The 26,202-nt window shown below is 48.2% G+C and carries 20 protein-coding genes and 1 riboswitch; of the genes, 9 read left to right on the top strand and 11 right to left on the bottom strand.

Going from position 1 to position 26,202, the window contains the following annotated elements; translation table 11 throughout:
- Positions 1–565: 565 nt before the first annotated feature.
- The 4 genes from DVO77_RS18325 to mgtE all read right to left on the bottom strand — a co-directional run bounded on the left by DVO77_RS18325 (position 566) and on the right by mgtE (position 5,240).
- Positions 566–880 (bottom strand): hypothetical protein, encoded by a 315-nt coding sequence (locus DVO77_RS18325; RefSeq protein WP_119979325.1) that lies wholly within the window; start codon positions 878–880, stop codon positions 566–568.
- Between the two features lie 138 nt (positions 881–1,018).
- Positions 1,019–1,477 carry a GNAT family N-acetyltransferase gene (locus DVO77_RS18330; RefSeq protein ID WP_119979327.1) on the bottom strand — a complete coding sequence of 153 codons (459 nt, stop codon included), beginning with the start codon at positions 1,475–1,477 and terminating at the stop codon, positions 1,019–1,021.
- 80 nt (positions 1,478–1,557) lie between these two features.
- On the bottom strand, positions 1,558–2,742 hold the full coding sequence (locus DVO77_RS18335; RefSeq protein ID WP_162924220.1) for a hypothetical protein: 1,185 nt from the start codon (positions 2,740–2,742) through the stop codon (positions 1,558–1,560).
- 1,142 nt (positions 2,743–3,884) lie between these two features.
- Positions 3,885–5,240 (bottom strand): magnesium transporter, encoded by a 1,356-nt coding sequence (gene mgtE, locus DVO77_RS18340; RefSeq protein ID WP_119979331.1) that lies wholly within the window; start codon positions 5,238–5,240, stop codon positions 3,885–3,887.
- A 134-nt stretch (positions 5,241–5,374) separates the two neighbouring features.
- Here mgtE and DVO77_RS19090 point away from each other — a divergent pair, with 134 nt between their 5' ends.
- On the top strand, positions 5,375–5,512 hold the full coding sequence (locus DVO77_RS19090) for a hypothetical protein (protein WP_162924221.1): 138 nt from the start codon (positions 5,375–5,377) through the stop codon (positions 5,510–5,512).
- Between the two features lie 442 nt (positions 5,513–5,954).
- Here DVO77_RS19090 and DVO77_RS18345 read toward each other — a convergent pair whose 3' ends face one another.
- Entirely contained in the window at positions 5,955–6,233 is a 279-nt protein-coding gene (locus DVO77_RS18345) for a peptidylprolyl isomerase (protein WP_119979333.1), read from the bottom strand.
- 242 nt (positions 6,234–6,475) lie between these two features.
- Here DVO77_RS18345 and DVO77_RS18350 point away from each other — a divergent pair, with 242 nt between their 5' ends.
- On the top strand, positions 6,476–7,369 hold the full coding sequence (locus DVO77_RS18350) for a LysR family transcriptional regulator (RefSeq protein WP_110457468.1): 894 nt from the start codon (positions 6,476–6,478) through the stop codon (positions 7,367–7,369).
- Positions 7,370–7,518: 149 nt separating this feature from the next.
- Here DVO77_RS18350 and DVO77_RS18355 read toward each other — a convergent pair whose 3' ends face one another.
- The 3 genes from DVO77_RS18355 to DVO77_RS18365 are packed head-to-tail and all read right to left on the bottom strand — an operon-like array spanning position 7,519 to position 10,222.
- Positions 7,519–8,088: a LutC/YkgG family protein gene (locus DVO77_RS18355; protein ID WP_119979335.1), complete on the bottom strand. Its 570-nt coding sequence runs from the start codon at positions 8,086–8,088 to the stop codon at positions 7,519–7,521.
- Between the two features lies 1 nt (position 8,089).
- A complete protein-coding gene (locus DVO77_RS18360) occupies positions 8,090–9,469 on the bottom strand; it encodes a lactate utilization protein B (RefSeq protein ID WP_119979337.1) in 1,380 nt (459 codons plus the stop codon).
- Positions 9,470–9,478: 9 nt separating this feature from the next.
- Positions 9,479–10,222, bottom strand: coding sequence for a (Fe-S)-binding protein (locus tag DVO77_RS18365; RefSeq protein WP_119979339.1), 744 nt, complete (start codon positions 10,220–10,222; stop codon positions 9,479–9,481).
- A gap of 456 nt (positions 10,223–10,678) precedes the next feature.
- Here DVO77_RS18365 and DVO77_RS18370 point away from each other — a divergent pair, with 456 nt between their 5' ends.
- Together DVO77_RS18370 and DVO77_RS18375 are read left to right on the top strand one after the other, a co-directional pair.
- Positions 10,679–12,916 carry an acyl-CoA dehydrogenase gene (locus tag DVO77_RS18370; RefSeq protein WP_110457472.1) on the top strand — a complete coding sequence of 746 codons (2,238 nt, stop codon included), beginning with the start codon at positions 10,679–10,681 and terminating at the stop codon, positions 12,914–12,916.
- Positions 12,917–13,022: 106 nt separating this feature from the next.
- On the top strand, positions 13,023–13,802 hold the full coding sequence (locus tag DVO77_RS18375; protein ID WP_119979341.1) for a CLCA_X family protein: 780 nt from the start codon (positions 13,023–13,025) through the stop codon (positions 13,800–13,802).
- 9 nt (positions 13,803–13,811) lie between these two features.
- Here the strand turns inward: DVO77_RS18375 and DVO77_RS18380 are convergent, their stop codons facing one another.
- Positions 13,812–15,980, bottom strand: coding sequence for a cation:dicarboxylate symporter family transporter (locus DVO77_RS18380; RefSeq protein ID WP_119979343.1), 2,169 nt, complete (start codon positions 15,978–15,980; stop codon positions 13,812–13,814).
- A 353-nt stretch (positions 15,981–16,333) separates the two neighbouring features.
- Positions 16,334–16,546, top strand: a riboswitch (cobalamin riboswitch).
- 97 nt (positions 16,547–16,643) lie between these two features.
- Here DVO77_RS18380 and DVO77_RS18385 point away from each other — a divergent pair.
- The 3 genes from DVO77_RS18385 (at position 16,644) to DVO77_RS18395 (ending at position 20,591) form a co-directional block, all read left to right on the top strand.
- Positions 16,644–18,617 (top strand): TonB-dependent receptor, encoded by a 1,974-nt coding sequence (locus DVO77_RS18385; RefSeq protein ID WP_119979345.1) that lies wholly within the window; start codon positions 16,644–16,646, stop codon positions 18,615–18,617.
- 216 nt (positions 18,618–18,833) lie between these two features.
- On the top strand, positions 18,834–19,445 hold the full coding sequence (locus DVO77_RS18390) for a GDSL-type esterase/lipase family protein (RefSeq protein WP_119979347.1): 612 nt from the start codon (positions 18,834–18,836) through the stop codon (positions 19,443–19,445).
- A 417-nt stretch (positions 19,446–19,862) separates the two neighbouring features.
- Positions 19,863–20,591, top strand: a complete 729-nt coding sequence (locus DVO77_RS18395) for an HDOD domain-containing protein (protein ID WP_119979349.1) — start codon at positions 19,863–19,865, stop codon at positions 20,589–20,591.
- Between the two features lie 109 nt (positions 20,592–20,700).
- Here the strand turns inward: DVO77_RS18395 and DVO77_RS18400 are convergent, their stop codons facing one another.
- Entirely contained in the window at positions 20,701–21,606 is a 906-nt protein-coding gene (locus DVO77_RS18400) for a LysR family transcriptional regulator (RefSeq protein ID WP_119979351.1), read from the bottom strand.
- A gap of 204 nt (positions 21,607–21,810) precedes the next feature.
- On the opposite strand from DVO77_RS18400, the gene metE reads away from it, so the two are divergent.
- Positions 21,811–24,081, top strand: a complete 2,271-nt coding sequence (metE, locus tag DVO77_RS18405; RefSeq protein WP_119979377.1) for a 5-methyltetrahydropteroyltriglutamate--homocysteine S-methyltransferase — start codon at positions 21,811–21,813, stop codon at positions 24,079–24,081.
- Positions 24,082–24,259: 178 nt separating this feature from the next.
- Here metE and DVO77_RS18410 read toward each other — a convergent pair whose 3' ends face one another.
- Positions 24,260–25,816, bottom strand: a complete 1,557-nt coding sequence (locus DVO77_RS18410) for a glutamate synthase-related protein (RefSeq protein ID WP_119979353.1) — start codon at positions 25,814–25,816, stop codon at positions 24,260–24,262.
- 164 nt (positions 25,817–25,980) lie between these two features.
- Between DVO77_RS18410 and DVO77_RS18415 the strand changes: the two genes are divergently transcribed.
- Positions 25,981–26,193 carry a dodecin gene (locus DVO77_RS18415; RefSeq protein ID WP_110457480.1) on the top strand — a complete coding sequence of 71 codons (213 nt, stop codon included), beginning with the start codon at positions 25,981–25,983 and terminating at the stop codon, positions 26,191–26,193.
- The last annotated feature ends 9 nt before the right edge of the window (positions 26,194–26,202 follow it).

Here is a 26,202-nt window from a genome sequence, read left to right on the forward strand (position 1 = left end):
CGATGGCATCCCTGCCATCAACGTCCGCAGCCGCATCTACACTGGGTTATTCTGTCTCTTCGATTTTGCTTCATTTCGTGCGAGTAGCTAGTTAAAAAGCTAACTCGGTTTTGGACAAAAGTGTGTTGGCCTTCGAATGAAGGTGGAGACATTTTTGGCTGGTAGCATTTGCCGGAATAGGTTTTTAGATAGCTGATGGTAGCGTTAACCTTCATCATTTTGAATTGCTTGCCGCAGGCCTTTCGTGCAGGTACTTCCTCGGCACCGCTGTAAACCCATCCTTGGGCGCTCTGCGATTTCATCCCTGAAATCGAAGGCCTCAGCCGCACCTACACCGAGTTCTGAATCTCTTCGATTTGACTTTACTCGTGTCACTTGGACAATCAAAAGCTAAATTGTTTTTGGACATTTCTGCGTTAGGATTTTTGCTCTACTATGTGAGTTTAAGATTAATATTTCTATGGCTAACGCCCTGTTAACAGGCAAAATATTGTTGGCTAAAATTGTTGAGGAACGAAACACAGTCAACTGTATTTTGTCCTTGTTTAACAGCTTGTTATACACACTATTCCGATTCTGTGGTAGTAGCATTTTTAAATACTATTGTTACACCGCCAAAATATGAATTTACCCACAAACCCAAAATCCCCAAAAGCCACATAAACAATGTAAATAATAAACCAATTAACAAACCTAATGGTATTGATACTAAAAAACCTGAAATACCTGTGACAGCCTCATGATTCCATTTTATTGTTTCAAAGCCAAAAATGGCTAAAATCCCCATCAATAAAGTAAAACTCATTAAACCATAACCGATACTTTGGAATAGTAATTTAAAAAATGATCTTTTAGAAATATTCTTGGCTGATACTTCCATAGTGATAAATCCTCCTGTGTGTATAACGCCTTGCTCACCTGCACATACTGCGGAGAGCGTTTTGTGTAAAAATGGAGCGCAGCGACAGACACAAAACGAACGTAGCAGTATGTGTCAGGTGCAGCAACTTGTTAGCATTTACACAGCCAATCGCTCCATGATGTAATTCTTTAGCTCTACGCCTCGCATAGATACAGTGTTTTCTCCAACAACCACAAAACCATATTTTTCAAAAAACGGTCTTGCTGTGATACTCACATGTGAATAGGCACGATTTAAATCCGAGCTTCCTATAAGGGCCTCCATTAGCGCGCCGCCTACTCCTTTTGATTGATACTCTGCACCTACAACAAAATGGTCAATATAGCCATCGCTTTGGAGATCTGCGTAGCCTGCAATTTTACCTTCATAAATTGCGATGTATGGGTTGATACCTTCTACCCGATCTCTCCACTTTTCAGCATTATACTCAAGCGGAAGCCAAGCTCTAATCTGCTCAGGCGTATAATCTCTACTGCAGGTCTCGCTAATTGCAGAAGTAAATACTTTAAAGAGTTCGAGCTCTACCCCTTTGTAATATGCTTGTATCGTGATCATAGATGCTAACGCCGCGCTTTGCGGCTGGTTTGGAGCGCAGCGGAAAACCAGTCCGACAACAGCGCTTTGTTACAAGTAAACTACGCCGGAATATGGAATAGCATAACAGCCAAGTTTACTTCTCTATTTTTGTCACCATTAAGGTGAAACCGATAACTATACCAACCTTCTTCCTGCTCATTTACGAAACCAAGGTAGTTTTCATGCTCGGAGATGGAATCCTTTGCAGTTTCAAGAACGGCCATAAAGTCTTTGTTTCTTACGAACATTACAACTGCTGCTTTAGAGTCGCGCCAAGTAAGGTATCCGAGTAATTGGCTGATGGTTTCTAAGAAACCTTTCTTGCCGTGCCAATATTTCAGCTCAGCTATGAACACATTTTTTCCTTCGTGGCGAAGCAGAATGTCAGTTTTCCCAGACTTGTTAAAAGTTTCGCCAGTAGCAGCCCCTTCAAAGTTTGGCTCAAGTATCAGAAGCATATGATCTCTTAGATGCTCTTCTTCCTTTCCAGAATAGGTAGAGGGCAACCTTTCAAACTGCTTTCCAACATCATGGATTATTTTGAGTATTTGCACGTAGATCGTTGAATCCAGGGTCGGCTCTGGCTGATAGCCTTTATCTGTGACTTTTGGCTGCGGTTTTGATGCAATAGCCTTTGTTCTTTTAGCTGGCACAGAAAATGTGCCCGACTTATTGCCAGTTTCTTTTATTGGTACACCTAATGATGCGATTAAATTATTTTTCTTTAGTAGTTGCTCTTTTCTTGCATCAAATATTCTTTCAGCATGTTGCCGAAGTGACGAATTGAAGCTTTCTATATTTCTGGTTAAATATCCGTTCTGGGTTTCTATGCTTCGGATAGTATTATCTGATTCCTGCTTTATTCTCTGTGCATCGAGATTAAAGTTAATCATTCTGAAGGTAATGCAGCCTTGCTCGACATTTATTAAAGGAGCGGACATAGAGTATGTGCTTGCCCTAACTTTTAATAATTGGGGGTCTCCGGAGAATGGGAGATGAAATACCAATACATCTCTTGGATACGAGCCGCCCCGATCCATAAAATAACCTCTGGGGTGCATTTCTGCAGGAATCATCTCCTCGTGCGTAGATACCGAGAGACCGTCCTTATGAATTTCTATAGGCTCTATACAGAATTCGCTAATCAGATGCTGTAGATATTCTTCTCGGTTAACATTAAGAATGTAATCATCAGCTTGTCTCTTAATGGCTTGATCTAGAGCTGACTTTTGGTTTTCGAACATGCTAAATCCGTCATATTCGGAAAATGCATGGAATCCTTCTCGTCGATATCCCCTCATAACTATCCTTTACTTGTAACATTTTATTAGTGCGCATGCGCGTTTACCTCGTTGGACCAGTGAAAACGCGCACAGTTAACTATCTGTATGTAATGAACTTATCAGCATTCTGTTAAATATACCATCCGGAAAAACGCGCATGCGCGTTTCCCAAACCTATTATCTAACCAATAGGTTTTATAATCACATGATTTTAATCATATTTATTTATATTGGAATGTGAAAACGCGCACGAAGTTGGGATAAAAATCGTCATGATTTCAATATGACTGTATGCCTGTCCAGCTTTTAAGCATTGCAACATTTGAGTGAAATGGATGAAAATTTCTAGGCAAGAAAGTCTGCTTGTAACTACTCCGCAAACCAGGTGTTAACTTACTTTGGGGCAAAAGCTTCTTAGCCTTTAACTCACTAGTCGTATCAAATGAAGTCCAATCGAAGAGGCGTTAGGTAGAGGTGTAAGCGCGGTTTTGGCCCTTGGCGGCATGGATGCCGCCGTGGAGCGTATAGGGATATATTCACAGCGAGCCAAAAAAGCGCTTACACATAAGCCTGCGGCAGGCAATTAACTGCCATTGAAGGTACGCATTGAAGTGCATCAAACCAACATTCACTAAATCAAATGTCATCGACCTTTATTTCAAAGGCCAACACACTTTGGGGCAAAAGCTTCTTAGCCTTTAACTCACTAATCGTATCAAATGAAGTCCAATCGAAGAAGCGTTAGAGATAGGTGTAAGCGCGGTTTTGGCCTTCGAAATCATGGATGATTTCGCAGAGCCTCCACGGATGGCTCACAACGATATCCCTATCTAAAAGCCAGTTCGACAATCCCTGTCTCTCGTTCATAAGCACGAAGCTATGCTTCACTCACCGAGCCAAAAGAGCGCTTGCACATTAGGTCGCTCCGTCACATCCATGTGATCACGACATTTGCGCATCCATGCACTGCACCTGCGGCAGGCTATTAATTGCCATTAAGGTGCGTTTTCATAGCACATCAATAAATGAAAATTCAGCATAACGCTGCTCAAGTAAACTTAAAAAAAATGCCAAACCTTCATCCCAAGGTGAGGTGACATCACCTACAATATCACGATCGTCGCTAATCCGAGGAAGGCAAAAAAGCCAACAACATCGGTGACTGTGGTTAACACCACGCCGCCGGCGAGTGCGGGGTCAACCCCCATTTTGCGAAGCAGTGGCGGAATGGTAGTGCCCGCCAAGACGCCAGCCAGTAAGACGATAATCATCGCCGAACCAAAGACCAAGCCCAACTGCCAATCGCCAAACCACTGAAAGGCGATGATGGCGACAATAGCCGCCCACAGCATGCCGTTTAATAGGCCGATACTAAACTCATGGCCAATCAGTTTAAGCATATTTTTGCTGTTAACCTGATTGAGCGCTAAGCCGCGAGTCACCATGGTGAGGGTTTGACTGCCAGCAACTCCTCCCATGCTTGCGACCACGGGCATCAACACGGCGAGGGCGACAATTTTTTCAATTGACGCTTCAAATAGGTCGATGACCCAAGCGGCTAAAAAGGCGGTTAACAAGTTGATGCCTAACCAGATAGCACGTCGCGCCGAGCTTTGAAGCACAGGAGCGAACATATCGGGATGGTTGTTTAAGCCCGCGCGTGAAAAGACCTCTTTATCGGCCTCCTCTTGGATAACATCAATGACGTCATCGACGGTAATACGGCCGATAAGCTTATGTTGCTCATCCACCACGGGGGCAGAAATAAGGTCTTTATCTTTAAACACCTGCGCCACCACAGTGTCAGGGGTAAATGGGGTAAAGCTGGTGACTTCGGTGAGCATCACTTGTCGCACGCTAAGGTCAAGTTCGTTAGAGACTAGCTGACTTAACGGCACGATACCGAGCAATATGTTGTTACGGTCAACCACCATTAAACTGTCAAGATGATCGGGTAAGGTGCCTTCACGTTGCCTTAGGCGGCGCAGGTATCGCAGGGCGGCTTTTATCGAGACATCGGCGCGCACGGCAGTGATGTCGACATCCATTAAGCCGCCAGCGGTTTCGTCGGGATAGTGTTTGACTTGCTCATACCGTTCGCGGCGTTGTGAGTCCATGGCTTGCACCATGGCCGAGATCACTGTGATGGGCAAGTCGCTGTCGATATCGGCTAATTCATCCATCTGCATGGTGCTGAGGCTAGCGATAAGCTCATCTTCATCTGTTTGTGAAATCAACGGACGGCGTAGCTCTGGGTGTAGCTCTAATAATATTTTGCCGTAGAGAGCAGTGGGGACCATGGGCCACAAGGCGAGGCGTTCTTTTTGTGGCAAGGATTCAATCACGCGGGCCACTTCGGCGGCCGATGCGTTGGCTAATATGGTCTGTATTGTTTCATTATCATTTTGCGTCATGGCCTGATCGAGTGAGTTGATCAGGTGATGAAATTTTTGCGTCATAGAGACCTATTCCTGTGGGGTAAATGTCGCGCTAAAATCCAGTTTTCATTGCGAGGTCGGTAAAATCACTTTGTTACTGAGCTTAGTGTCGTCGCCATTATGTGAGTCTAGTTGAGGGGGTAACCGATAGCCTAATGGTTACTGTTTTCGGGTTGACTGCGATGGCGACCTATTTATGGCATGCACGTGAGTTGTTGTGTTGGGCATGGCGTGATGAAAGTATGTCGCTGGCTAATGCCTGTGCTACTGCCGTTGCTGAGCAAGGTGGTTAAGCTAATCAGTTGAAATACCATACAGTATTGCTCGTTTTTATGCTAATTAAGTTGAGCGTGTAAGGTGCAGCCACCTTGGCTTAGAGGCGTATCGCGCCGTTAATATAGGCAGGAAATGTTAGGCCGGTAATGTTGGATAGTGCAGGCACTAATACAGGCGTTAGTGCTTGGTTAGTACTGTGATAGTACTGTGATAGTACTGTGATAGTACTGCCGCTACGCTAAATGGGGCCATCTGCGATTTATCTCGTAAGATAAATCGCTTCTAGGTGAGCGTGACAAGATGAGGCGCCGACAGAGGCTATCATCGGCGTGCTTAGCTGGCTATCGATTTAAGTGTTAGGTGAAAGCGTTTGATGTTAAATCGTAAGTTAGCGATTTGAATACCGCGTAGCTACTGGCAGATTAAGCTTGCAGCCCATTGAACTTGGGCTATTAGAGATTAAGTGCGGTAAAGCACTTTGACCACATGCCAGCCGAATTTGGTCTTCACCATATGGGGCGTGATTAGCTCTCCACTAAAACAGACCTTATCAAACGGCGGTACCATTTGGCCTTTTTTAAATTCGCCCAAGCTGCCGCCTTTTTTGCCCGATGGACACGTGGAGTGTTTCTTTGCCAGCAGATCAAACTTAGCGCCTTTTGCCAATTGCTGCATGATAGCTTCGGCTTGCTCTTTGTGTTTGACCAAAATGTGTAACGCTGCTGCGGTTCTTGCCATGATGTAAACTCATCTGTATTCAAAAGGATAACGCCAGCCACTGTGGCTTTAAAGTCAAATTGGCTGCGGTTTTGTGGCGTAATTATAACAATGACTGCCGCGATATTCATCGTCTTAATATTACCCGTAGTGAAGATGACCGCAGGTGCATTTGTCACGGACACGTAGCAATGCTGTGTGGCGCGGGGGAATTTGCTATAATGCGCGCCACATTATGATGTTATAGCGTAAGGTTGGCCTCGATGGCGCGTTGTGTTGGTACAGAGCTGCAACTTATTCATCTGTTTGTGCATTTAGTCAATGCAGGCGGTTTTTCTCAAGTGGCTAAAGAGTTAAGCATGCCAGTGTCGACCGTCAGTCGTAAATTGACCAAGCTAGAGGCGCTACTCGATACTCAGCTCATTATGCGCAGTACGCGTAAATTGCGTTTGACCGAAGAGGGGAGCGCGCTATTTGCTCGCTACCAAAACGTGGTGGCCCAGTTTGATAGCTGTGCCGAAGCGCGCCTAGATAAACCCGAGGGCACCTTACGTATCGCCGCGCCTGTGTCTATAGTGTCGATGATCTTTATCGAGGCGATTAACGCGTTTTCCAAAGCCTATCCCGATATTCAACTGCACATTACCCAAGATAACGGCAGCATAGATCTGATTGATGAAGGGGTCGATGTCGCTATTGTCGGCGGCGCGCAGCCCGACTCTTCTTGGGTATCTAAATCACTCGGTGTGCTCGATTATGGTTTATATGCCTCGAGTGGCTATTTGAATCAAGCCCCCAGAATTACTCATCCGGTGCAGTTGTCTGTGCATCGCTTGATAAAAGTGTGGCCGCTGTTTAACTGGTCACTTAAACATATCGATGGGGAAGACTTTTACTATGAAGGCCCGGCTAAGTTGACCCTTGGTGATCTGCATGGGGCGATTAAGGCCACTGTGGATGATGGCGGTATCTTGTATGGTCCATCGTTATTTGTTAACCCTCAATTGGCCAGCGGGGCGTTAAAGCGGGTATTACCCGACTGGCGTGGCGAGCAGCGGCGTATTTCATTGCTGTACCATCAGCGCAGCCAGCAGCCGCTGAAGGTCAAACTGTTTATTGAATTTATGCAAGATAAGGCCAGCAAGCTGTTTGATTAAACGGCTAGTTGATTAAATGGATAGTTGATTAACGCGCGAGTAAATAAAAAAAACTGCCACCGACGAGGCGTCGGTGGCAGCTGGCTCGAAGGTCAATTGCTGACCCGATAAATGTTAACTTAAGCCCTCGGGCGCATCGCGCCGCGGTCTTAAACTAGATACACATTCAAACTGCATGCCCCATGGGCACCCACCACTAAGGCTTGCTCAATATCGGCGGTTTTCGATGGACCTGCGATAAACACACCAAACTCGCCCGCATCTAAACCAATCTTTTTGATGGCTTGGTGCATATTGGCAACCACTTTGTCGGCTTCGACCACCAAAAATAGGTTTTCACAGATAAAGGGGGTGACGCGATGGCCAAGGTTTTGGTTGTTGACCCAAATCGCACCGTTTTCGGCGACGGCCAGATCGCCCGGGATCACCGCATAATCGATATCTTTTAGCTCGTGGGCAGTATCAGGGACGGCGCGATTGCCTTTGATCCCATCCACCGTTGAGATCACCTGTAAGCCTTGAGCTATCAGCTCATCCACTTTAGCCTGTAAGCCTTCGAGCCCAGCGCGGCGGTGCAGTGTGCCAGCCACAGTGGCAAGGTTGGTTTCAAACTGGCCAATAACGTCGTCAAGACGGGGGCTCACATCGATATTCGGCATCGCTTGTGGCTCAACGGCAACGGTTTTGAGCGCCTGCAGGATAGATTGTTTGCTTGACATATTACTGACCTCTATTTTTGTTAAACCAGGCTTCAAAACTGGAGTTAGGCGCGACCGGTAATTCGCGGTATTTACCCCATGCACCCGAGAAGGGTTTTAATAGGGCGCCAGGCAAGATCCGCAGTGCGGTGCGGGCAACGCTCATCGAACAGTTGAGCATGGTTTCGCTGGCCATAAAGTTACCCACCAGTGGCATATAAGTGCTCTTGCCATAAGGCAATTGTCCTGCTTGCGCCTTGAGGCGGCGATGGTGGTGGATGATCTTATCCAGTGGCACCTTAGTGGGGCACACATGAGTACAGCTGCCACACAAGGTACAGGCCCAAGGCATAGAGTTGGTGGCGTCATGTTGTGAGCCGACGGCAATACCGATAGGGCCTGGAATGGTGTAGTTATAGCTGTAGCCACCAGAGCGGCGATACACAGGGCAAGTGTTTAAGCAGCCGCCACAGCGGATACATTTAAGCGCTTCGGCTAAAATTTTATCTTGCAGCATCTTAGTGCGACCATTGTCGACGATGATCACATGCATCTCGCCGTCAGCCTGTGGCCCACGGTAAAATGAGCTGTAGGTGGTGACAGGTTGCCCGGTTGCATTGCGCGCCAAGGTGCGCAGCAGTACGGCGGCGCTGTCGAGATCGGGAACCACCTTATCGATACCCATAGAGTGCAGCTGCAACTTAGGTAGGTTAGCGCCCATATCGGCGTTACCTTCGTTAGTGCACACCACCACAGCGCCTTTATTGGCAATGGCCATGTTTACCCCTGTCATGGCCGCATCGGCCGACAGGAATTGTTCACGCAGGTGAGCGCGGGCCGCTCGGGTTAAGTAAAGTGGGTCTGATGCGCCAGCGTCGGTGCCGAGTTTGTCATGAAATAGGTCGCCCACTTCCTCTTTTTTAAGGTGGATAGCCGGTACCACAATGTGTGACGGTGGCTGCTTGGCAAGCTGAATAATGCGCTCGCCTAAGTCTGTGTCGATAACCTCAATGCCGTGGCTTTCAAGGTAGGGGTTTAAGTGACACTCTTCGGTGAGCATCGACTTTGATTTGACCAGTTTTTTGACCTGCTTTTCGGCCAAAATTTTATGCACTATCTGGTTGTGTTCCACACCATCTTTAGCCCAGTGCACCTGAATGCCGTTGGCTTGACAGTTTTGTTCAAACTCTTCTAAGTACTGGCCTAAATGGGTAAGGGTGTGCAGTTTAAGCTCAGATCCTAGTTGTCGCAGTTGTTCCCATTCCGGCAGGCTGCCAGCGGCGCGGTCGCGCTTTTCTCTCAGTGCCCACAACGCTTTAGAGTGCCAATCGACGCGGGATTCATCTTGGCAAAAGATTTCGCCTTTCTTCGCATGCGAGGCGGTAGTATGACTCGTAGACATAATGTACTCCTAAAGCGCGGCGTTAATAACTTGGGCGATATGTAAGGTTTCGATTGGCAGCTGTTGGCGTCTGATCATGCCATCTAGGTGCAACAAACATGAGGGATCGAATCCTACTGCGTATTTAGCGCCAGTTTCTGCGTGTGCTTGTGCTTTATCTTTACCCATTTTGGCCGATACAGCGCCTTCATCGATGGCAAAGGTACCGCCAAAGCCGCAGCATTCGTCGTGACGGCCGGGATAGACGATTTCAATATTAGGGATGGCCTTAAGTACCGCTTCAACCTTATTGGTGCGTGGTCCCATTTGCTCACTGGGGGTCGCTAAGTCGAGCATGCGAATACCGTGGCAGCTCAGTTGGAGACTGATCTTGTGGTTAAACGGTTTGTTAAAGGCGCTGATGGGGGCGACATCGTGAAGAAACTCGGTTAATTCATACAGCTTGTTGATCACAGCTTGAGCTTCTGGGCTGGTGTCAAATTCGTGGAAGTTTTCTTTTGCGGCCACCAAGCAAGAGGCGGCGGGGCAGACAATGGCATCGCACTCAACGCCTTTAAAGGCATTAAGCAGTTTGAGGGTGGTTTTTTTCGCTTCGTCAAAGCAACCCGAGTTGGTCATTGGTTGGCCGCAGCAGGTTTGCCCTTTAGGTAAGATCACCTGATGGCCTAGCTTTTCCAATAATTCAACGGTGGCGATACCAACATGGGGCATCATTTGATTAACCAGACAGGGGATAAACAGTGCTATCTTCATGAAGCGCTCTCTTATTCAGTGACTTGACTGCATGGGAACCTATGTACTGGCAAGGAGATGTTCGAGTTGCCGTTACACAAGCAATGGATCTTTCCCATCGTGCAGGAATTGTTCGTGCCGATAATTTAAGCGTATATCCTTACAATAAGTAGTGCTAATTTAGTAAATATAAACGGGCATTTTTTCATTAATGAAACAGGTGGCCATTGGGCGTTTCTAGGGCTGAAATGTCCATGAGCTAGGTCAATAAAGGTTGTGTTCAAACGTATATATTAAACGGTCGTTTAATTTTTTTATTTCAATCATGTGTCGTTAACGTATTGAAAAAGCATATATTTAATCTTAACAGCGACTTGTAAGTGTTAAGTTAGAGCTGTTTTTGTATTTAGAATGTTTGATCTAATGTAGATTTTGTGACGTAATGCACATAAATTAAATGGTCGGATGAGTCTGAAGATGAGTATAAGAACAAAATTTAAAAAAGTACTGCCGAGTATTTCTACAACAGAACAAGAAGCGCTCGATGCGGGTGATGTGTGGTTAGAAGGATCTATCTATCAAGGTATGCCAGATTTCGACGCCCTGCGCGCTGTGCCAGCGGTCAGCCTGTCAGCCGATGAGCAAGCGTTTCTTGATGGCCCTGTGCAGCAGTTGATCGAAATGGTCGATGATTTCGCACTGCAAAATTGTACTCACTTGCCTGACAATATTCTTAACTTTTTAAAAGAAAACAAGTTTTTCTCTTTAATTATCCCTAAGGCCTATGGCGGGCTGGAATTTAGTCCCTATGCCAATTCGACCATTGTCGCCACCATTGCCGCTAAAAGTTCTGCGGTTGCGGTTACCGTGATGGTGCCTAACTCATTAGGCCCGGGCGAATTATTAATGCATTACGGCACCGATGCGCAGCGCGATTATTGGTTGCCACGCCTTGCGAATGGTCAAGAGATCCCCTGTTTTGCCTTAACGAGCCCTGAAGCGGGATCGGATGCGGGTGGGATCCCAGACGTCGGTACTGTCACTATGGGCGAGTACCAAGGCGAGCAAGTGCTAGGCTTGTCGGTTACTTGGGATAAACGCTATATCACGCTGGCCCCTATCGCTTCAGTACTAGGCTTGGCGTTTAAGGTGCAAGATCCTCAAGGGTTACTCGGCGCTAAGGAGTCGCTTGGTATTACTTGTGCGCTTATTCCTAAGTCGCATCCGGGCGTGCAGCTGGGTAATCGCCATGATCCTATGGGATGCCGTTTTTATAACGGCACGACTCGCGGCGAAAACGTGTTTATTCCGATGGAATTTATCATAGGTGGCCAACAAAATATCGGCCGTGGTTGGCAGATGCTAGTGGCGTGTTTGGGCGCGGGGCGTGGTATTTCATTACCCGCACTTGGGGTGTCAGTCAGTCAGGCGGCATTTAAGTCGTCGGCTGAATACGCCGCGGTGCGTGAGCAGTTTGGTCTATCCATTGGTCAGTTTGAGGGGATTCAAGAGAAGCTGGCCGATATCGCGGGTAAAACTTATCTGCAAGAGGCGATGCGTGTATTGACCACCGAAGGCCTTGGCCTTGGGCTAAAACCATCGGTGGTTACCGCTATAGCCAAATACCATATGACCGAGATCGGCCGTGATGTATTGAACTCGGCGATGGATATTCAGGCGGGTAAAGCGATTCAGCGTGGCCCACAAAATACCCTAGCGTCAGGTTATGTGGCGCAGCCTATCGCGATTACGGTCGAAGGTGCCAATATTCTTACCCGTAACTTGATGATTTTTGGTCAAGGTGTGATGCGCTGTCATCCTCATTTGCAAAGCATGGTGGAGTCGATTCATAGCGATGCCGCCGATGCCGATAAGACATTTAATCGTATCTTTAGGCAAACGGTGGGTTATAGCGTTAACAATAGCTTGCGCGCCTTCCGCCTTGGTTTGCTGCCTTTTACGGCTAATGCGACCTCCGATTTGGGTGAGGTGATTGAATATGAAAAGTCGGTTCATAAGCTGGCCTCTAAGCTGGCGGTGTATGCCGATTTCTCGTTACTGGTATTGGGTGGCAAGCTCAAGCAGGCTGAGATGTTGTCTGCCCGTTTGGGGGATGTCATGAGCTACCTGTATGCGGCAATGGCTGCTATCCGTTATTACGAGCAAAAGGTGTCTGCCGCGAGCCGCGCCGAGGCCGCGCCGTATTTCCATTATGCGACCCGCTGGGCCTTGTGCAATGCAGAAAAAGCCTTGCTGGATTTCCTCGATAACTTCCCGTCGGCGCCGACGCGTCAATTGATGAAACTCATCACAGTGACATACTCACCTAAGATGAAGAAAATCAACGATGACCTTGTGCGTGAGTTGGCTCATCAGGCGCAGTTAAATACTGGCTTTAAGCGTCAACTAACCCACCTAGTTAAACCTGTAGCGGGCGATGGTAACTACATTAACGAGCAGGCTTATTTAGCCAAGATAGCGTGTTTGCCGCTACTGGCTAAGGTGAAAAAGGGCTTGAAACAACGCACCTTTAAAGGCGGCGTAAAGTTTGCCTTAACCTTAGATGCCGCGCTTGATGCTGGTGTTATCACCCCGGGTGAACATAAGCAGCTGCAAGATTATAACCTCAAGCGTGAGCGTGCGATCCGTGTCGATGAGTTTGATTTCAACATGAACCTAGTCGATGACAGAGTCGAGTTGAAATTAGCAAATTAATGGCTTGTTATAAGCTGTCATGCCATTAATACCAAGCCGCCACTAGGGCGGCTTTTTACTGGGCGCTATCGCTGTTACAATTTGATTTTTATTTGAAGGATATTCAGTGTTAAGCCGTAAAGCCTATCGAAGGCGAGGGCCCGATTACCGCGGTGGTGAACAGGTCAGCTTTAATGACATTAAAGAGGTCTTTGGTCTTAATCATATTCGCCTTGGCAGTTGGGTAGAGGCCGAGGAGAAGCATAAGGCGGCTAACTTGATCTTTGATGCCTTTGCCGATCTGGCCTTCATGCTCAAGCTGCCGCCTAACGCAATGGGGCTGCGCCAAAGCCTTAACTTAGCCTTTGGCACTGGTGGTCAAATGGGCGTTCAAGCCCATTATATGCCAGCTCACCGAGAGTTAGCGCTGGCAAAAAATGCTGGCGCGGGGGCGCTTGCCCATGAGTTTTGGCATGCCTTTGACCATTATATTGCGCCGAAAGCCTATCGGGTGCGCACCGCTGGTATCGCCTTTGCCAGTAGTTGTTGGCTGGCCGATGTCGAGCCGATTAACCATCCGCTAAATCAGCGCTTAGCCTGTGTATTTCAAACCTGTTTATTAAGTGCCGATGGCCAAGACAGCCACGACTTTGTGACCCGTGCCGTTGCCTTAGATAAACAGTATCAGCGCTACTATTTTGCTAAGCCAACCGAGTTGATGGCGCGGGCCTTTGAAGCCTGTATTGAGAGCCATCCAGAGGTCGACAACCCCTACTTAGTCGACGAAACCTTAAATTCAGATCTCGCGAACATCGGAGGCTATCCTGATTTGGTGCACCGCGAGCAGATTTTTCAGCAACTGCTTAACTATTTTGAACCTCTAGGCGAAGCATTAGCGCGCCAATAAGGCCGTTAATTACTCCACCCAATGTAAGACATCACGAATGATAGACCAGCGCGGTGTATCTTCTGTGGCGCCTTGGCCTAGCATCCAATAGTTATACAGCCGTTGCTGGTGGCCATCGACTTTACGTAACTTTTGCCAGTTATTGACGTAATTGAGAAGCGATTGATTGTCTTGGGCGACCGCATAAGCCACCGGGTATTGCACCTTACTTTCGAGCAAGGCAATGCCGTAACCGGGGAAGAATAAGGTCCAAGCCGATCCCGCTTCGGCGCTGATCACTACCGCATCATAGTTATCGGCTTTCTGCCTAAAAAAGGTTTTATAACCGTCGATTTTAACAAAGGTGAGGTTGGGGTAGTTGGCCTTGGCTTCTTCGATAATGTCACTGTGCTCTACATAGGCGATGGTGGTATTTTGCAGCGCTAAAATCGATTGTTTGCGTTTAAAACTGTTGACCTTATGGTCTTTGGTGGCGATAGCTAAATTTAATTTGAGCACAGGGTCAACATAACTCAGCTCATCCATTTGGTTGATATCCATGGCTAAGCCTGACATGGCAATATCGAAAAACCCCGCCTTGAGTGACTCGGCCAAGTGATCTTTATGAAAAGGAATAAACTCCACTTTTACCCCTAAGTCTTCGGCGAGTTTACTGGCCATTGCGCTGTCAAACCCCACTAGTTGGGCGGCATTATTATAGTAGCTAAAAGGCACATTACTGGGGATGTAACCCACCTTTAATACTCCGCGTTGGCGGATAGTTTGCACATTAGCGATTGGGGCGCTTGGTGTTTTGCCAAGGATAGGAAACTGTTTTTTTACGGTAGTCGGCACTTTATCGGCCACCTGCATATTGGCAATTACGCCGCTGGTGACATCAGGGCTGTGGATCAACATGCCCATTCCCACTCGGCTCACCACTAAGGTCAAGGCGACTCCTACGACGACGCCAATACTTAATTTCAGCAGTTGTGGTGGGCGCAGCTTTAAACGCTGCTCAAACTGGGATACCGTGAGTAGCGTTAAGGCAAATAGATACATTACGGCGGCTATTGAGTTAAACTTTCCAGTAATAAAGCCTGACATTACAAATAGTTGAAATAGATCTTGTGGCAGATGCAGTAAGTCCAACATAAAGGGGATGGCGACATAGACACTACCAAACAAAGAGAGCAGGCCGCTAATTGACAGCGACGGCAGGTCGCTAATGTCCACCGGAGTGCCGTTAAACCAGCCGGCAAACAGCACAAACAAAATGACCGTCAGTTTACCGATGTTGGGGAAGGTGAAGGCGATGGGCACCAAAATTTCAATTAGGGTTTCGGCGTCATCGCTGAGGCTTTCATGCTCGCGCATGATCTGCTTACATTCGTCGACAATCACAGGGATCACGATAAAAATATTGCCGGTCGCGAATGCGGTGACCACGCTCGATTTCGCGATGCGCAGCGCTTGGGTATAGGTCACCGGGGTGAGTGAGGCGATGATCCAAGGCAACAGCCAGAAAGTGAGCAGTAAACAAAGTACAAAATAGCTGATGAGATACACCTGCATACTGGCAAATTCATCGACTCCCATAGTGCCCGCCGCCGAGGCCGACATGGCAAAAATGCCGATAGGCAAGACCCGCACCAGCGCCTGAGTGATCTTAGCGAATATTTCGCTACAGGTATGCATAAAGGTAATGATAAGCCGTTTGTTTTCCCCCTCCATGCCAATGAGCGCCAGCCCCATGGCGATACTGAACACCACCATGGCAGGCACATAGCCTGCCGCCATCGACTCAAACGGGTTGGCCGGAATATACAGCTTAAAGTAATCGATAGGAGTCGTGGGCTCGACAATGCTGGTGCTGAAAAAAGAGGCCGTTTCAACAAAAGGAAATGACAGCGGCATGAGGGCCACCAGCACTAAGCCCATAAGCCACAGCAGCAACATGATGACGCCTGCGCGGCTAAAAATTAAACTGGCAGTGGTGCGCTTAAGTTTGCCGATACCGCCAATGAGAGAGACTAAAATAAAGGGTAGCACTGTCATCTGCATTAACAGAATGACGCTGGTGCCAATATTGCTGAGCCAGCCAACCGACTCGCCAAAGAATAAGCCCACACCAAAGCCTACAAACATGGCCACTATCATCTGGGTGGAGCTTTGCATCGCGCGCAGTTTTGTTAGCACAGGTTCATTCCATTTGAGTAGTCGATAACGCCCGGCGAAATGACGACAATGACTGGTGATAAATAATCGCTTACTGGTTGTTTATTATAGGGTCTGTAGTAAGGGAGGATAAAGGGTTAACAGTGATTATTGTCAGTATGGTGATTTATTTGTGATGAATTTGTCGTTGGCAATGTCACTGGCCAAGTCGCTCGTGCCGTTTTGCTTAATAGGAACTGCGGTTGGTATGACACTGACTTAGCATGCTTTGTTAGACTTTTATCCGTTTAGACGTCTATAATGCCCGCGGTCTTGACGGCGATGCCGCTTTGTATGGAATAACAGTTGTGCATTGCCGTTTATAGATAACCAAATTCGAGTCAATCTTTTGTGGTGCCCAGTTGCGTCAGTCGCAATGGGATAATCGGGAAGCCTGTGAAAAGCTGGCACTGCCCCCGCAACGGTGAAAGGTGAAAGCTGAGTGCGCTTGCTACAAGCGTTAAAAAAACTCAGTCTTGTCGTATCAACCGCAGTTTGGGTTTATACCTATCCTCAGTCCGGAGACCGGCCCTTAAGGTGATTTTGAGATTTCGGCGGGCAGATCTCGAAATGCGACTACATATCGCTTTAATAGCGTGAAGTCGTGACCTCTTGCCCCGTTTCCCTTTTAGGAGTTAAAGGTAAATGGGTACACAACCTACAGCTATCGCCCTGTTAATTGGCGGTTTATTAAGTTTTTCTGCGTTTTCAGTGACAGCGCAAAATGCCACCTCTGCGCAAATCAATATCGACGATGCTATTACCGTTATCGGTCGTAATGTCAGTACCCCTCTCAATATTGCTGCTAACGTCAATGTGATTGATGCCGCCGCGATTGAGATGAGTGGCGCAACGAGTTTAACCGAAGTGTTACGCGGTCAAAGCGGTATACAGATTTCCGATTCAAACACCGGAGCCGTATTTGCTCTGCGGGGCTTTAGTGCTAGCCAAGCGGCGAGTAATACCTTAATTTTGATTGATGGACGTCGACTAAACAATATCGATATCGCCGCTCCAAGCATTAGCGCCATTGCCCTTAATCAAGTTGAGCGTATCGAGATCATGTCTGGGAGTGCGGGCGTGCTATATGGCGATCAGGCGGTGGGTGGTGTGATTAACATCATCACCAAAGCGCCACAGGGCAGTGGTGGCAGCGTGCAGTTGTCAGGGGGCAGTTTTGATACCTATGAAGGTAACGTTGATGTGTCAGGGGCGATAAACGCTAATTGGCGTTTTTATGGTGCGGCCAGTTATAACCAAGGGGATAACTATCGTGACCATAACGCGAATGAAACCTCATCGTTATTAGGGCGCTTGCAGTATCAAGACGACGTGCAGCACTTTTTTGCCGAAAGCAGTTATTACGACAACCGTCGAGAATTGGCAGGCGCATTAACCCTCGAGCAGATTGAACAAGACCCACGTCAATCAGATGCCAGCGCACCAGGTGCCTATGACAGTTATCTGCATGAAATGACCACGGCGCTGCGGTCGGGTTATCAGCGCCAACTCAACCAGCAATGGGAGCTTGGGGCGGATATCAATTATGCCGACACCTTAATCACTGGCCTTAATAGCTGGGGAAGCGACCGCCGTGATACGCGCTCACTGCTGGAATTTAACCCTAAGGCGACTGCTAACTTTACTACTGAAAACGGCCCGTTAACCCTAGTGACCGGGCTCGATTTAAGCCGCGGTGAGTCGGTGTTTAGCAGTGGCCGTGAAAACGTGCAAAAGCAGGCCAGTGCCTATGTGCAAGCCACAGTGCCACTGACTCAAAGTGTGAGTTACATTGTGGGTGGTCGTTATGCTGAGGTGACCGACGATCTGCGCGATCCCAGCGCCTATGCTAGCGGCATTGAGCTGGATCAGGATGCCCATGCGTTTGAACTTGGGATTAACTATCGCCCCACGGACGCTCAGCGTTTTTACCTGCGTGCCGACGATAATTTCCGCTTTGCCAAGGTTGATGAGCAAGCTTATACCCCGCCTAATGTGAAGGGGCTTAAGCCGCAAACTGGCCGCTCTTATGAAGCGGGGTGGGACTGGACGCTAGCGCAGCAAACACTGCGAGTGAGTGCCTATCGCCTCGATCTAGAAGATGAAATTGTGTTCGACCCTAGCGCCGACACTCCAACTGGCGGCAGTTTCCCTGGTGCTAACGTGAACGCCGATGCATCACGTCGTTATGGCGTCAGTTTAGATTGGGATTGGCAAGTCATGCAGCAGGTACTGCTGGGGCTAGAATATAACTACATTGATGCCGAATTTACCGATGGCGTTAATGATGGTAAGTCACTTTCTTGGGTGGCGAAGCATTCGGGTCGTGGCTATATCAGTTACGATATCAGTGAACATGTGCAACTGTTTGTTGAAGGTCTGTATACGGGGGAGCGCTTTATCGAGGGCGACAACGCCAATGTTGATCCTAAGCTAGCGGATTACCTGCTCACCAATGTCGCGCTTAACTATACTCGCGGCGCATGGTTAGCCAGCTTGCGAGTCGATAACCTGCTTGATGAAGAGTATGTTAGCGCAGGTTATTACAGTGCATGGGGCAACGGTTATTACTCTGGGACTGGCCGCGCGCTGCGTTTAACCGCGAGCTACCGCTTTTAAGCGGTAATGCGTGCACGCCAAGTGACTTAAAGTAAGATAAAGCCAGTCAGATTTACTGATTGGCTTTTTTATGGCTGCAATTTTATCGTAAGCACATGTTATTGCTGGTATTACTAGTGAGGCCCAGGCTTAACAACTCCTTTAATTGATTAAGCCAGACTTAATCATTACAGGTTAGTCTTGTGAGTGGCAAAGCGATAAACAAGGAGTTAAAAGATGAAATTAAAATGGTTACTCTTGGGCATCGCCATCGTGTTGCTGGCTTGGCTACTGCCTCAAAAGGGCGAGACGTTAGCAGCATTACCGCAGCATGGGCGTATTTTGGCCTTTGGCGACAGCCTTACCCAAGGCGTAGGCGCCAGTGCCGGAGCCGATTATCCCAGTGTTCTGGCTAACTTAACCGGCCTTGAGGTGGTTAATGCGGGTATTTCTGGCGAAACCAGCGGCGAAGGGGCGCAGCGATTTGCACAGGTGTTAGATGCCACCCAACCTCATTTAGTGTTATTGCTGGAGGGCGGCAACGATTTTTTACGTAATATGAGTGAGCAGCAAGTTGAGCGAAATTTAGCGCAGATGATTGAGCAGGCGCAGCAGCGTGATATTGCCATTGTTTTAATTGCTGTGCCTCAAAAAGGGATTTGGCTGACACCTGCTAGTCTCTATAAGCGTTTAAGCGAGCAATATGGCTTACTGCTTATTGAAGATAAGTTAGCTGAATTACTTAAATCGAGCGAACTTAAATCCGATGCGATTCATCTCAATAATGCCGGTTATCGTCAGTTGGCTGAGCATCTGCATCAACGTTTACAGCAGGCGGGGGCTATTTGAGCGGATGATGTTGAGATTGTAAGTCGTCAATTTTGCTTATTGCTCATTATGATTTCATCTCAAATTTATCATGAGTTTTACTCATAAAAGCTATTTATCGCTATATAGGGAGTCTCTTACATGTCAATACCCTGCAATTAAAGGGATAAAAAGCCATTTAAAATGCCTTTTTTGTTTTCGATTCGAGATGATTCAATGTGTTAAGCTGTAACGCTTGTTAGTGGTTTGTAATATCGTGGCGCTATTCCGCGCGGCATAATAGGGTTTTATGGCTAACGTACTCAGCATTATCGATTTATTTGCGATAAAGTAGCGTTTTGTGGCAAATCGACTTGACCGCAGCGGGCGTTTTATGGGTAAATTCGACGGTAATAATTGGCGATTTGCCACAACGATTAATCAGGTTAATAACTTCTCATGACAGATCTTGAGCATCAAGTATTCACTCAAGTACGTGCGATTATCGGCAATGAAGAGCAGGTCATTGGTCGCCGTGGTATTCTTATCCCGTTAAAAAAAGCCATTATTGCCGATGGCGATATTCGTAATGTCATTGATATTGTCTCCTCCGATCCAGCATTAGCGGCTCACATGCTGTACCGCAGCAATGCGGCCGCTGCCCCTTGTGCAGCTGCTATTAAAAACCGCTCTCTCAAAGATGCTTTGGTTCGTTTAGGCCAAATTAACATTTATCGTTACGCATTTTCTTTCTATCTCAAAGAGCGACTGGATGAGCTACCTCAGCTGTATAAAAAGTTGGTGACCGGTTACTGGACACTCACCGAAAGCATAGCTGTAGAATCGGTCGACAGTTTACACCAAATGGAGGGGGTGAATATTGACCCTGATGAAGTGCAAACCTTGGCGCTGTTTAGTGTGTTTGGCGAAATTGTCGCCTTAACTGCCTTTGCCTATTTAAACGCTGAATCGGAACAGTCTCTACCCCTGTCCATCATTAAATCGATCATTGATAACCATAAACAGACCCTCACCCTCGATGCTTTTGAGGCGCTCGACTTAGATGAGGAATTACGTCAAGAGTTTATGATTGCGCATAACTTACGTCAGACACGTAATACTGACTCACCTGGTCTGATTTTACGCCGAGTATTAGCGATGCGTAATCAGCTGCTTAAACCGCTTTAACCCCGATGCGCGCAGCGCAAGTAAGCCTAAAACCTGTTTTGAGTGTGATAACAAAACAGGTTTTGCTGTTTATCTAAATGAGTATTCTCTCTGCTCTATTTTCTCAGCGTTAATTGAGAATATCCTGTTTCGCCATGCCCTCGCTTGCCACTAACTGCAACCAGTGTTGCGCCACTCGAGTTTTGCTACTGCTGCGGCGATAGGCCCCAAATAGCGGGCGTTTTAAGCCGTCTCGGCCTAATGGTAACGCACTAAGTGACAAGCCATGGGCTTGGTTAATCGACCATGTGGGGAGGGCGGAGACGCCATCTTTACAGGCGATGCGTTGCAGTAGCGTGGAGGTGAGATCGCATCGAATTTGTTTAGCGATAGGCACGCCCGCCGGCTCCATAAAGTGGCGATAAATGTCTAAACGTTCGGGCGGCACAGGGTAGGTGAGCAAGGTTTGCTTGGCTAAATGAGCTGGGCTGACAAAAGGCTGCGTTGCTAGGGGATGATCGGCGGCGCAAATTAGTTTTACTTCAAAATCAAATAGGTGCTGATAGGTAATATCATGATCTGGAATAGGGTCTGACGTCAGTACCACATCTAATTGCCCCTGCTTGAGTGCCGTTAGCGAATCAAATAGATGCCGGCTCGATAGCTCTAAATTACTGTGGGGAAAGCTGGCATTAAACTCAGTGATAACCGGCATTAACCAGCGAAAACAACTGTGACATTCAATCCCGACAAACAGATCGGTATTGTCACTATTGAGGCCATTTTTAAGATCAAGCTCGGTCTCTGTCACCTTAGGCAATATCTCTTCGGCTAGATGCAGTAGCCGCACACCTTCTTGAGTAAACGACAGCGGCTTGCTCTTACGGATAAAGATGGCTGAGTTGATCCGAGTTTCCAGCTCTTTGATTTGATGGGATAAAGCCGATTGGGTGACAAAGCGTTTCTCTGCAGCCCCTGCAAGACTGCCACTTTCCTTGAGTGCAACTAATGTGCGTAAATGCCTAAGCTCTATCATTTTTACCTCAGATGAATCTTGCTCATGTTGGGGTTGAAATCAATTCCATTGCGAACCAACAGACTAACACAATAAACTTCTAGACGTCCAGACGCCTGTTTCGTTGTGGCGTATTTATTATTAATCAAGCTTGAGCTGTGATGTCAGTGCAGGGGGCATCATTCATTGGCTTATCTCATTTAGAAGGGTATCAGTATGCAAACTATCAATATCGCGTCATTAGGTTTTCCTCGAATTGGGCGTCAGCGTGAACTTAAATTTGCGTTAGAGCAATATTGGCGCCAAGAGATCACGCCAGCGGCGCTACATGAGGTGGCCAGCACTTTACGGCAAACTCATTGGCAGTGGCAGGCCGATGCGGGGGTGAGTTTGTTGCCAGTAGGTGACTTTGCCTACTACGATCAGGTGCTTACCTTAAGCGCCACCATTAATGCTATTCCAGCTCGCCATCGTGATGGTGACAAGGTGGATTTAGATACCCTATTTAGAGTGGCACGAGGGCGCGCCCCAACAGGTGCGGCCAGCAGCGCCTCGCAAATGAAAAAGTATTTCAATAGTAATTATCACTATATCGTGCCCGAGCTGAGTCAAAATCAAACCTTCAGTATTGCCTATGAACAGTTGTTTGATGAGGTGGAGCAGGCCAAAGCCTTGGGTCATCAGGTGAAACCTGTGTTGCTTGGACCACTGTCTTACCTCTACTTGGCAAAATGCGAGGGGCAAGCATTTGATAAGTTGAGTTTGTTACCCCAATTGATTGAGGTTTATCAGGCGATCCTTGCTCGCTTTAAAGCCCAAGGGGTGACCTGGGTGCAACTTGATGAACCTATCTTAGCGTTAGAGTTAACGCCTGAGTGGCAAGCGCTCTTTGCCGCAACCTATGCCTCATTGAGCCGCGCGCAGGTTAAGCTGTTACTGGCCAGTTATTATGGCTCGGTGGCACATCACCATGAGCTCATTGCGAATTTAGCAGTGGCGGGTATTCATCTGGATTTAGTCAGTGCACCGGAGCAGTTGTCGTTGTTTGCGAGCAGTTTACAGCCCGAGCAAATATTGAGCCTAGGGGTGATTAACGGTCGGAATGTCTGGGCGGCTGAGTTAGATAAGATTGCCGCGGATATTGCCCCTGTAGTGGCCGATTTAGGCAAGCAGATCTGGTTAGCGCCGTCTTGCTCGTTACTGCATAGTCCGGTGGATCTTGATGTGGAAACCGAGCTCGATACAGCGCTGCGTCAGCAGCTCAGTTTTGCCAAACAAAAACTCAATGAGCTTAGCCAGTTGCGTACCCTATTAATCGAGCCAGACTCAGAGGCTGCCCGGGCCACCGCCGAGCGCTGCCGCGCGCGCCGCGAGGCTAGGCAGCAGGCGGCTAATTTGCAGGTGAATGAGCGCGTCGCTGGGTTAACCACTGGCGATTTTGAGCGTCAAAGCGGCTTTGCCCAGCGGCAAGTATTACAACAGCAGCGCCTGCGCTTGCCTTTACTGCCGACCACGACCATAGGCTCATTCCCACAAACCCCTGCCATACGAGGACTGCGCAGTCGTTGGCGTAAAGGTGAGTTGACCGAAGCGGCATATATTGCCCAGTTGCAAGGTGTTACTCGCGACACCATACAGAGGCAGTTAAAACTGGGTATCGATGTGTTGGTTCATGGTGAAGCCGAACGTAACGACATGGTGGAATACTTTGGTGAACAGTTAGATGGCGTTGGTTTTACCCAATTTGGTTGGGTGCAAAGTTACGGCTCACGTTGTGTTAAACCACCCTTGATTTATGGTGATGTCTCACGGCCTAAGCCGATGACATTAGACTGGGCCACCTATGCCCAATCGCTGACTGACAACCCCGTCAAAGGGATGCTGACTGGCCCAGTAACCATCTTACATTGGTCATTTGCCCGCGAAGATATTAGCCGCGAGGTGATCGCAAACCAACTGGCCTTGGCCATCCGTGATGAAGTAGTTGATCTGCAAAACGCGGGGATTAAGATTATCCAGATCGATGAACCGGCATTTCGCGAAGGGTTGCCGCTGAAACAATCACAGTGGCAAACCTACTTAGATTGGGCGGTAAACGCCTTTAAACTCAGCGCCGCCGGCGTTAAGGATGACACCCAGATCCACACCCATATGTGTTACAGCGAGTTTAATGCCACCATCGCATCGATTGCCGCCATGGACGCCGATGTGATCACCATTGAAACTTCGCGCTCAAATATGGAGTTGCTCAATGCCTTCGAAGATTTCGACTATCCCAACGAGATAGGCCCAGGCGTGTATGATATTCATAGCCCAAATATCCCCAGCGTCGAGCAGATGGTTGCGCTTATCGACAAGGCGGCGACTAAAATTCCTGTTCGCCAATTGTGGGTTAATCCAGATTGTGGGCTCAAGACGCGCACTTGGGATGAAGTTGAACCTGCGCTGCAAAATATGGTGACGGCCACGCAGGAGCTAAGACGCAGACTTGGCTGATTGATGCGTTGAGCGAACCCGCCCAAGATGGCAGTGATCCTTTAAAGCCGATGGCGCTATGTGCGCCATCGGCTTCTTAACCTTGGGCAGCGGCGCATCTGCCGCTTAGTATGATGAATACCATCAAAAGCAAGCCGTTCATCTCGCCGAGACAGCCTGATAGGTAACACCTGTGTCGTTAGCTGTCATTTATGGGCGCTATCCCGGCGTAGTTGATGCCCGATAGCAGCGCCATCTCTCTATGCCATGTGGCTAAGTCATTAGGGTTAAAATCACTTAGATGATGATGACCACAGGCGCGTGCCATCACCTGCATCAGCTCGGTTGAGGCGGCAAGAAAGTTGGCCAGTTGCCGCGCCGAGGTGTCGATATTCAGTCGCTGGCGTAGAGAGGCATCTTGGGTGGCGATACCTGCTGGGCAGTTATTGGTATTACAAATTCGCGCGGCCACACAGCCAATGGATTGCATCGCGCTGTTTGCGATGGCGACGCCGTCTGCGCCCAAGGCCATGGCTTTAACAAAGTCCATCGGTAATCGCAGACCGCCAGTGATAATCAAGGTGACGCGCCCGCTAGCGCCCTGGCTGTCTAAATAGCGACGCGCCCGAGCAAGTGCTGGGATGGTCGGAACACTGATGTGGTCACGGAATATTTGCGGCGCCGCGCCTGTGCCACCACCGCGGCCATCTAAGATGATATAGTCGGCGCTGGCGTCGAGGGCAAACTGAATATCTTGCTCGATATGGTTGGCGCTCAGTTTAAAGCCGATAGGCACGCCACCACTGAGCTCACGTACGCGATCGGCAAAACGTTTGAAGTCGCTAACCGTGCGCAGGTCGTGAAAAGTCGGTGGCGAGATGGCGTCTTCACCGGCTTTTATCCCTCGCACTTCGGCAATCTTTCCCTGATTTTTGATGCCGGGTAAGTGTCCGCCAGTCCCCGTTTTAGCGCCTTGACCCCCTTTAAAATGAAATGCCTGAATCGAGTGTAATAGCGCCTCTTTATAACCAAATTTGGCGCTGGCGAGCTCATAAAAATAACGTGAATTGGCCGCTTGCTCGGCAGGTAACATGCCCCCTTCACCAGAGCAGATACCTGTTCCTGCAAGTTCTGCACCTTTGGCTAAGGCGATTTTCGCCTCTTCAGATAGGGCGCCGAAACTCATATCAGAGACCAATAAGGGGATGCTCAGTTGCAGCGGCTTACGCGCCTCGGGCCCGATGATAAGCTCGGTGTGCACCTCTTCATCTTCAAATAGCGGTTTTGTTGCCATCTGCGCGGTCATAATTTGGATAGCGTCCCACTGGGGCAACTGTTGGCGCGGCACGCCCATGGCGACTATAGGGCCGTGATGCCCAAGTATGCTTAGCCCTTCTCTGGCTAGCTGGTGGATGAGGGCGACGCTGGGCTCTTCTGCTGTGGCGATGGCGATTGGCATCTCATCCTTGCGCCGCGCCGCGGAGATGCCAGGGCCTTCTGTGCCGACTTGCTCTTGGGTAAATTGCTTATGGCTGCCGTCGCAAAAAGGGGCATTACCTGTGTGCTTGCAGGCGCACAGGTAGGCGTCGCCATCTTGTTTTGCCGTAAATGCTTTGGGCTCAAAGCCGCTACCCTGATGAGAACCATCGCAAAATGGTTGATTGTTAGAGCGGCCACAGGCACAAAAAAAGTATTCTTTGCCTTGCGCTAATTTGACTTTCTTGGGTTTGTTGTCGGCAATAATAGGCTTGTCCATTCGAGCTCCTATGCAGATGAACTGTGGCGATGATTTATGGCGCTTACATTGCCTTCAGTCTAGGAGATTTTTGCCATTAATGCCGATAGTCGGCTTTTCACGGGCAGAGGTAAAAAAGCTTTCTATACTCAAAGTAGACGACCAACTAACTTGGGAGAATCATTATGAGTCACACCTATAAGATCATCGAGCTTGTCGGATCTTCACCCATCAGCTCAGATGAAGCGATAAAGAATGCCATCGCCGAAGCGAGTCAGTCGTTACATCATTTACGTTGGTTTGAGGTGGTTGAGACCCGTGGCCATTTAGAGGAGGGGCTCATTGCCCATTGGCAAGTCACGGTTAAGGTTGGTTTTACCTTAGATACTGACAGATAACGGAAGCAG

Origin of the sequence: Shewanella algidipiscicola, from assembly GCF_003605125.1 — a bacterium.
GTDB classification, from domain to species: Bacteria; Pseudomonadota; Gammaproteobacteria; order Enterobacterales; family Shewanellaceae; genus Shewanella; species Shewanella algidipiscicola.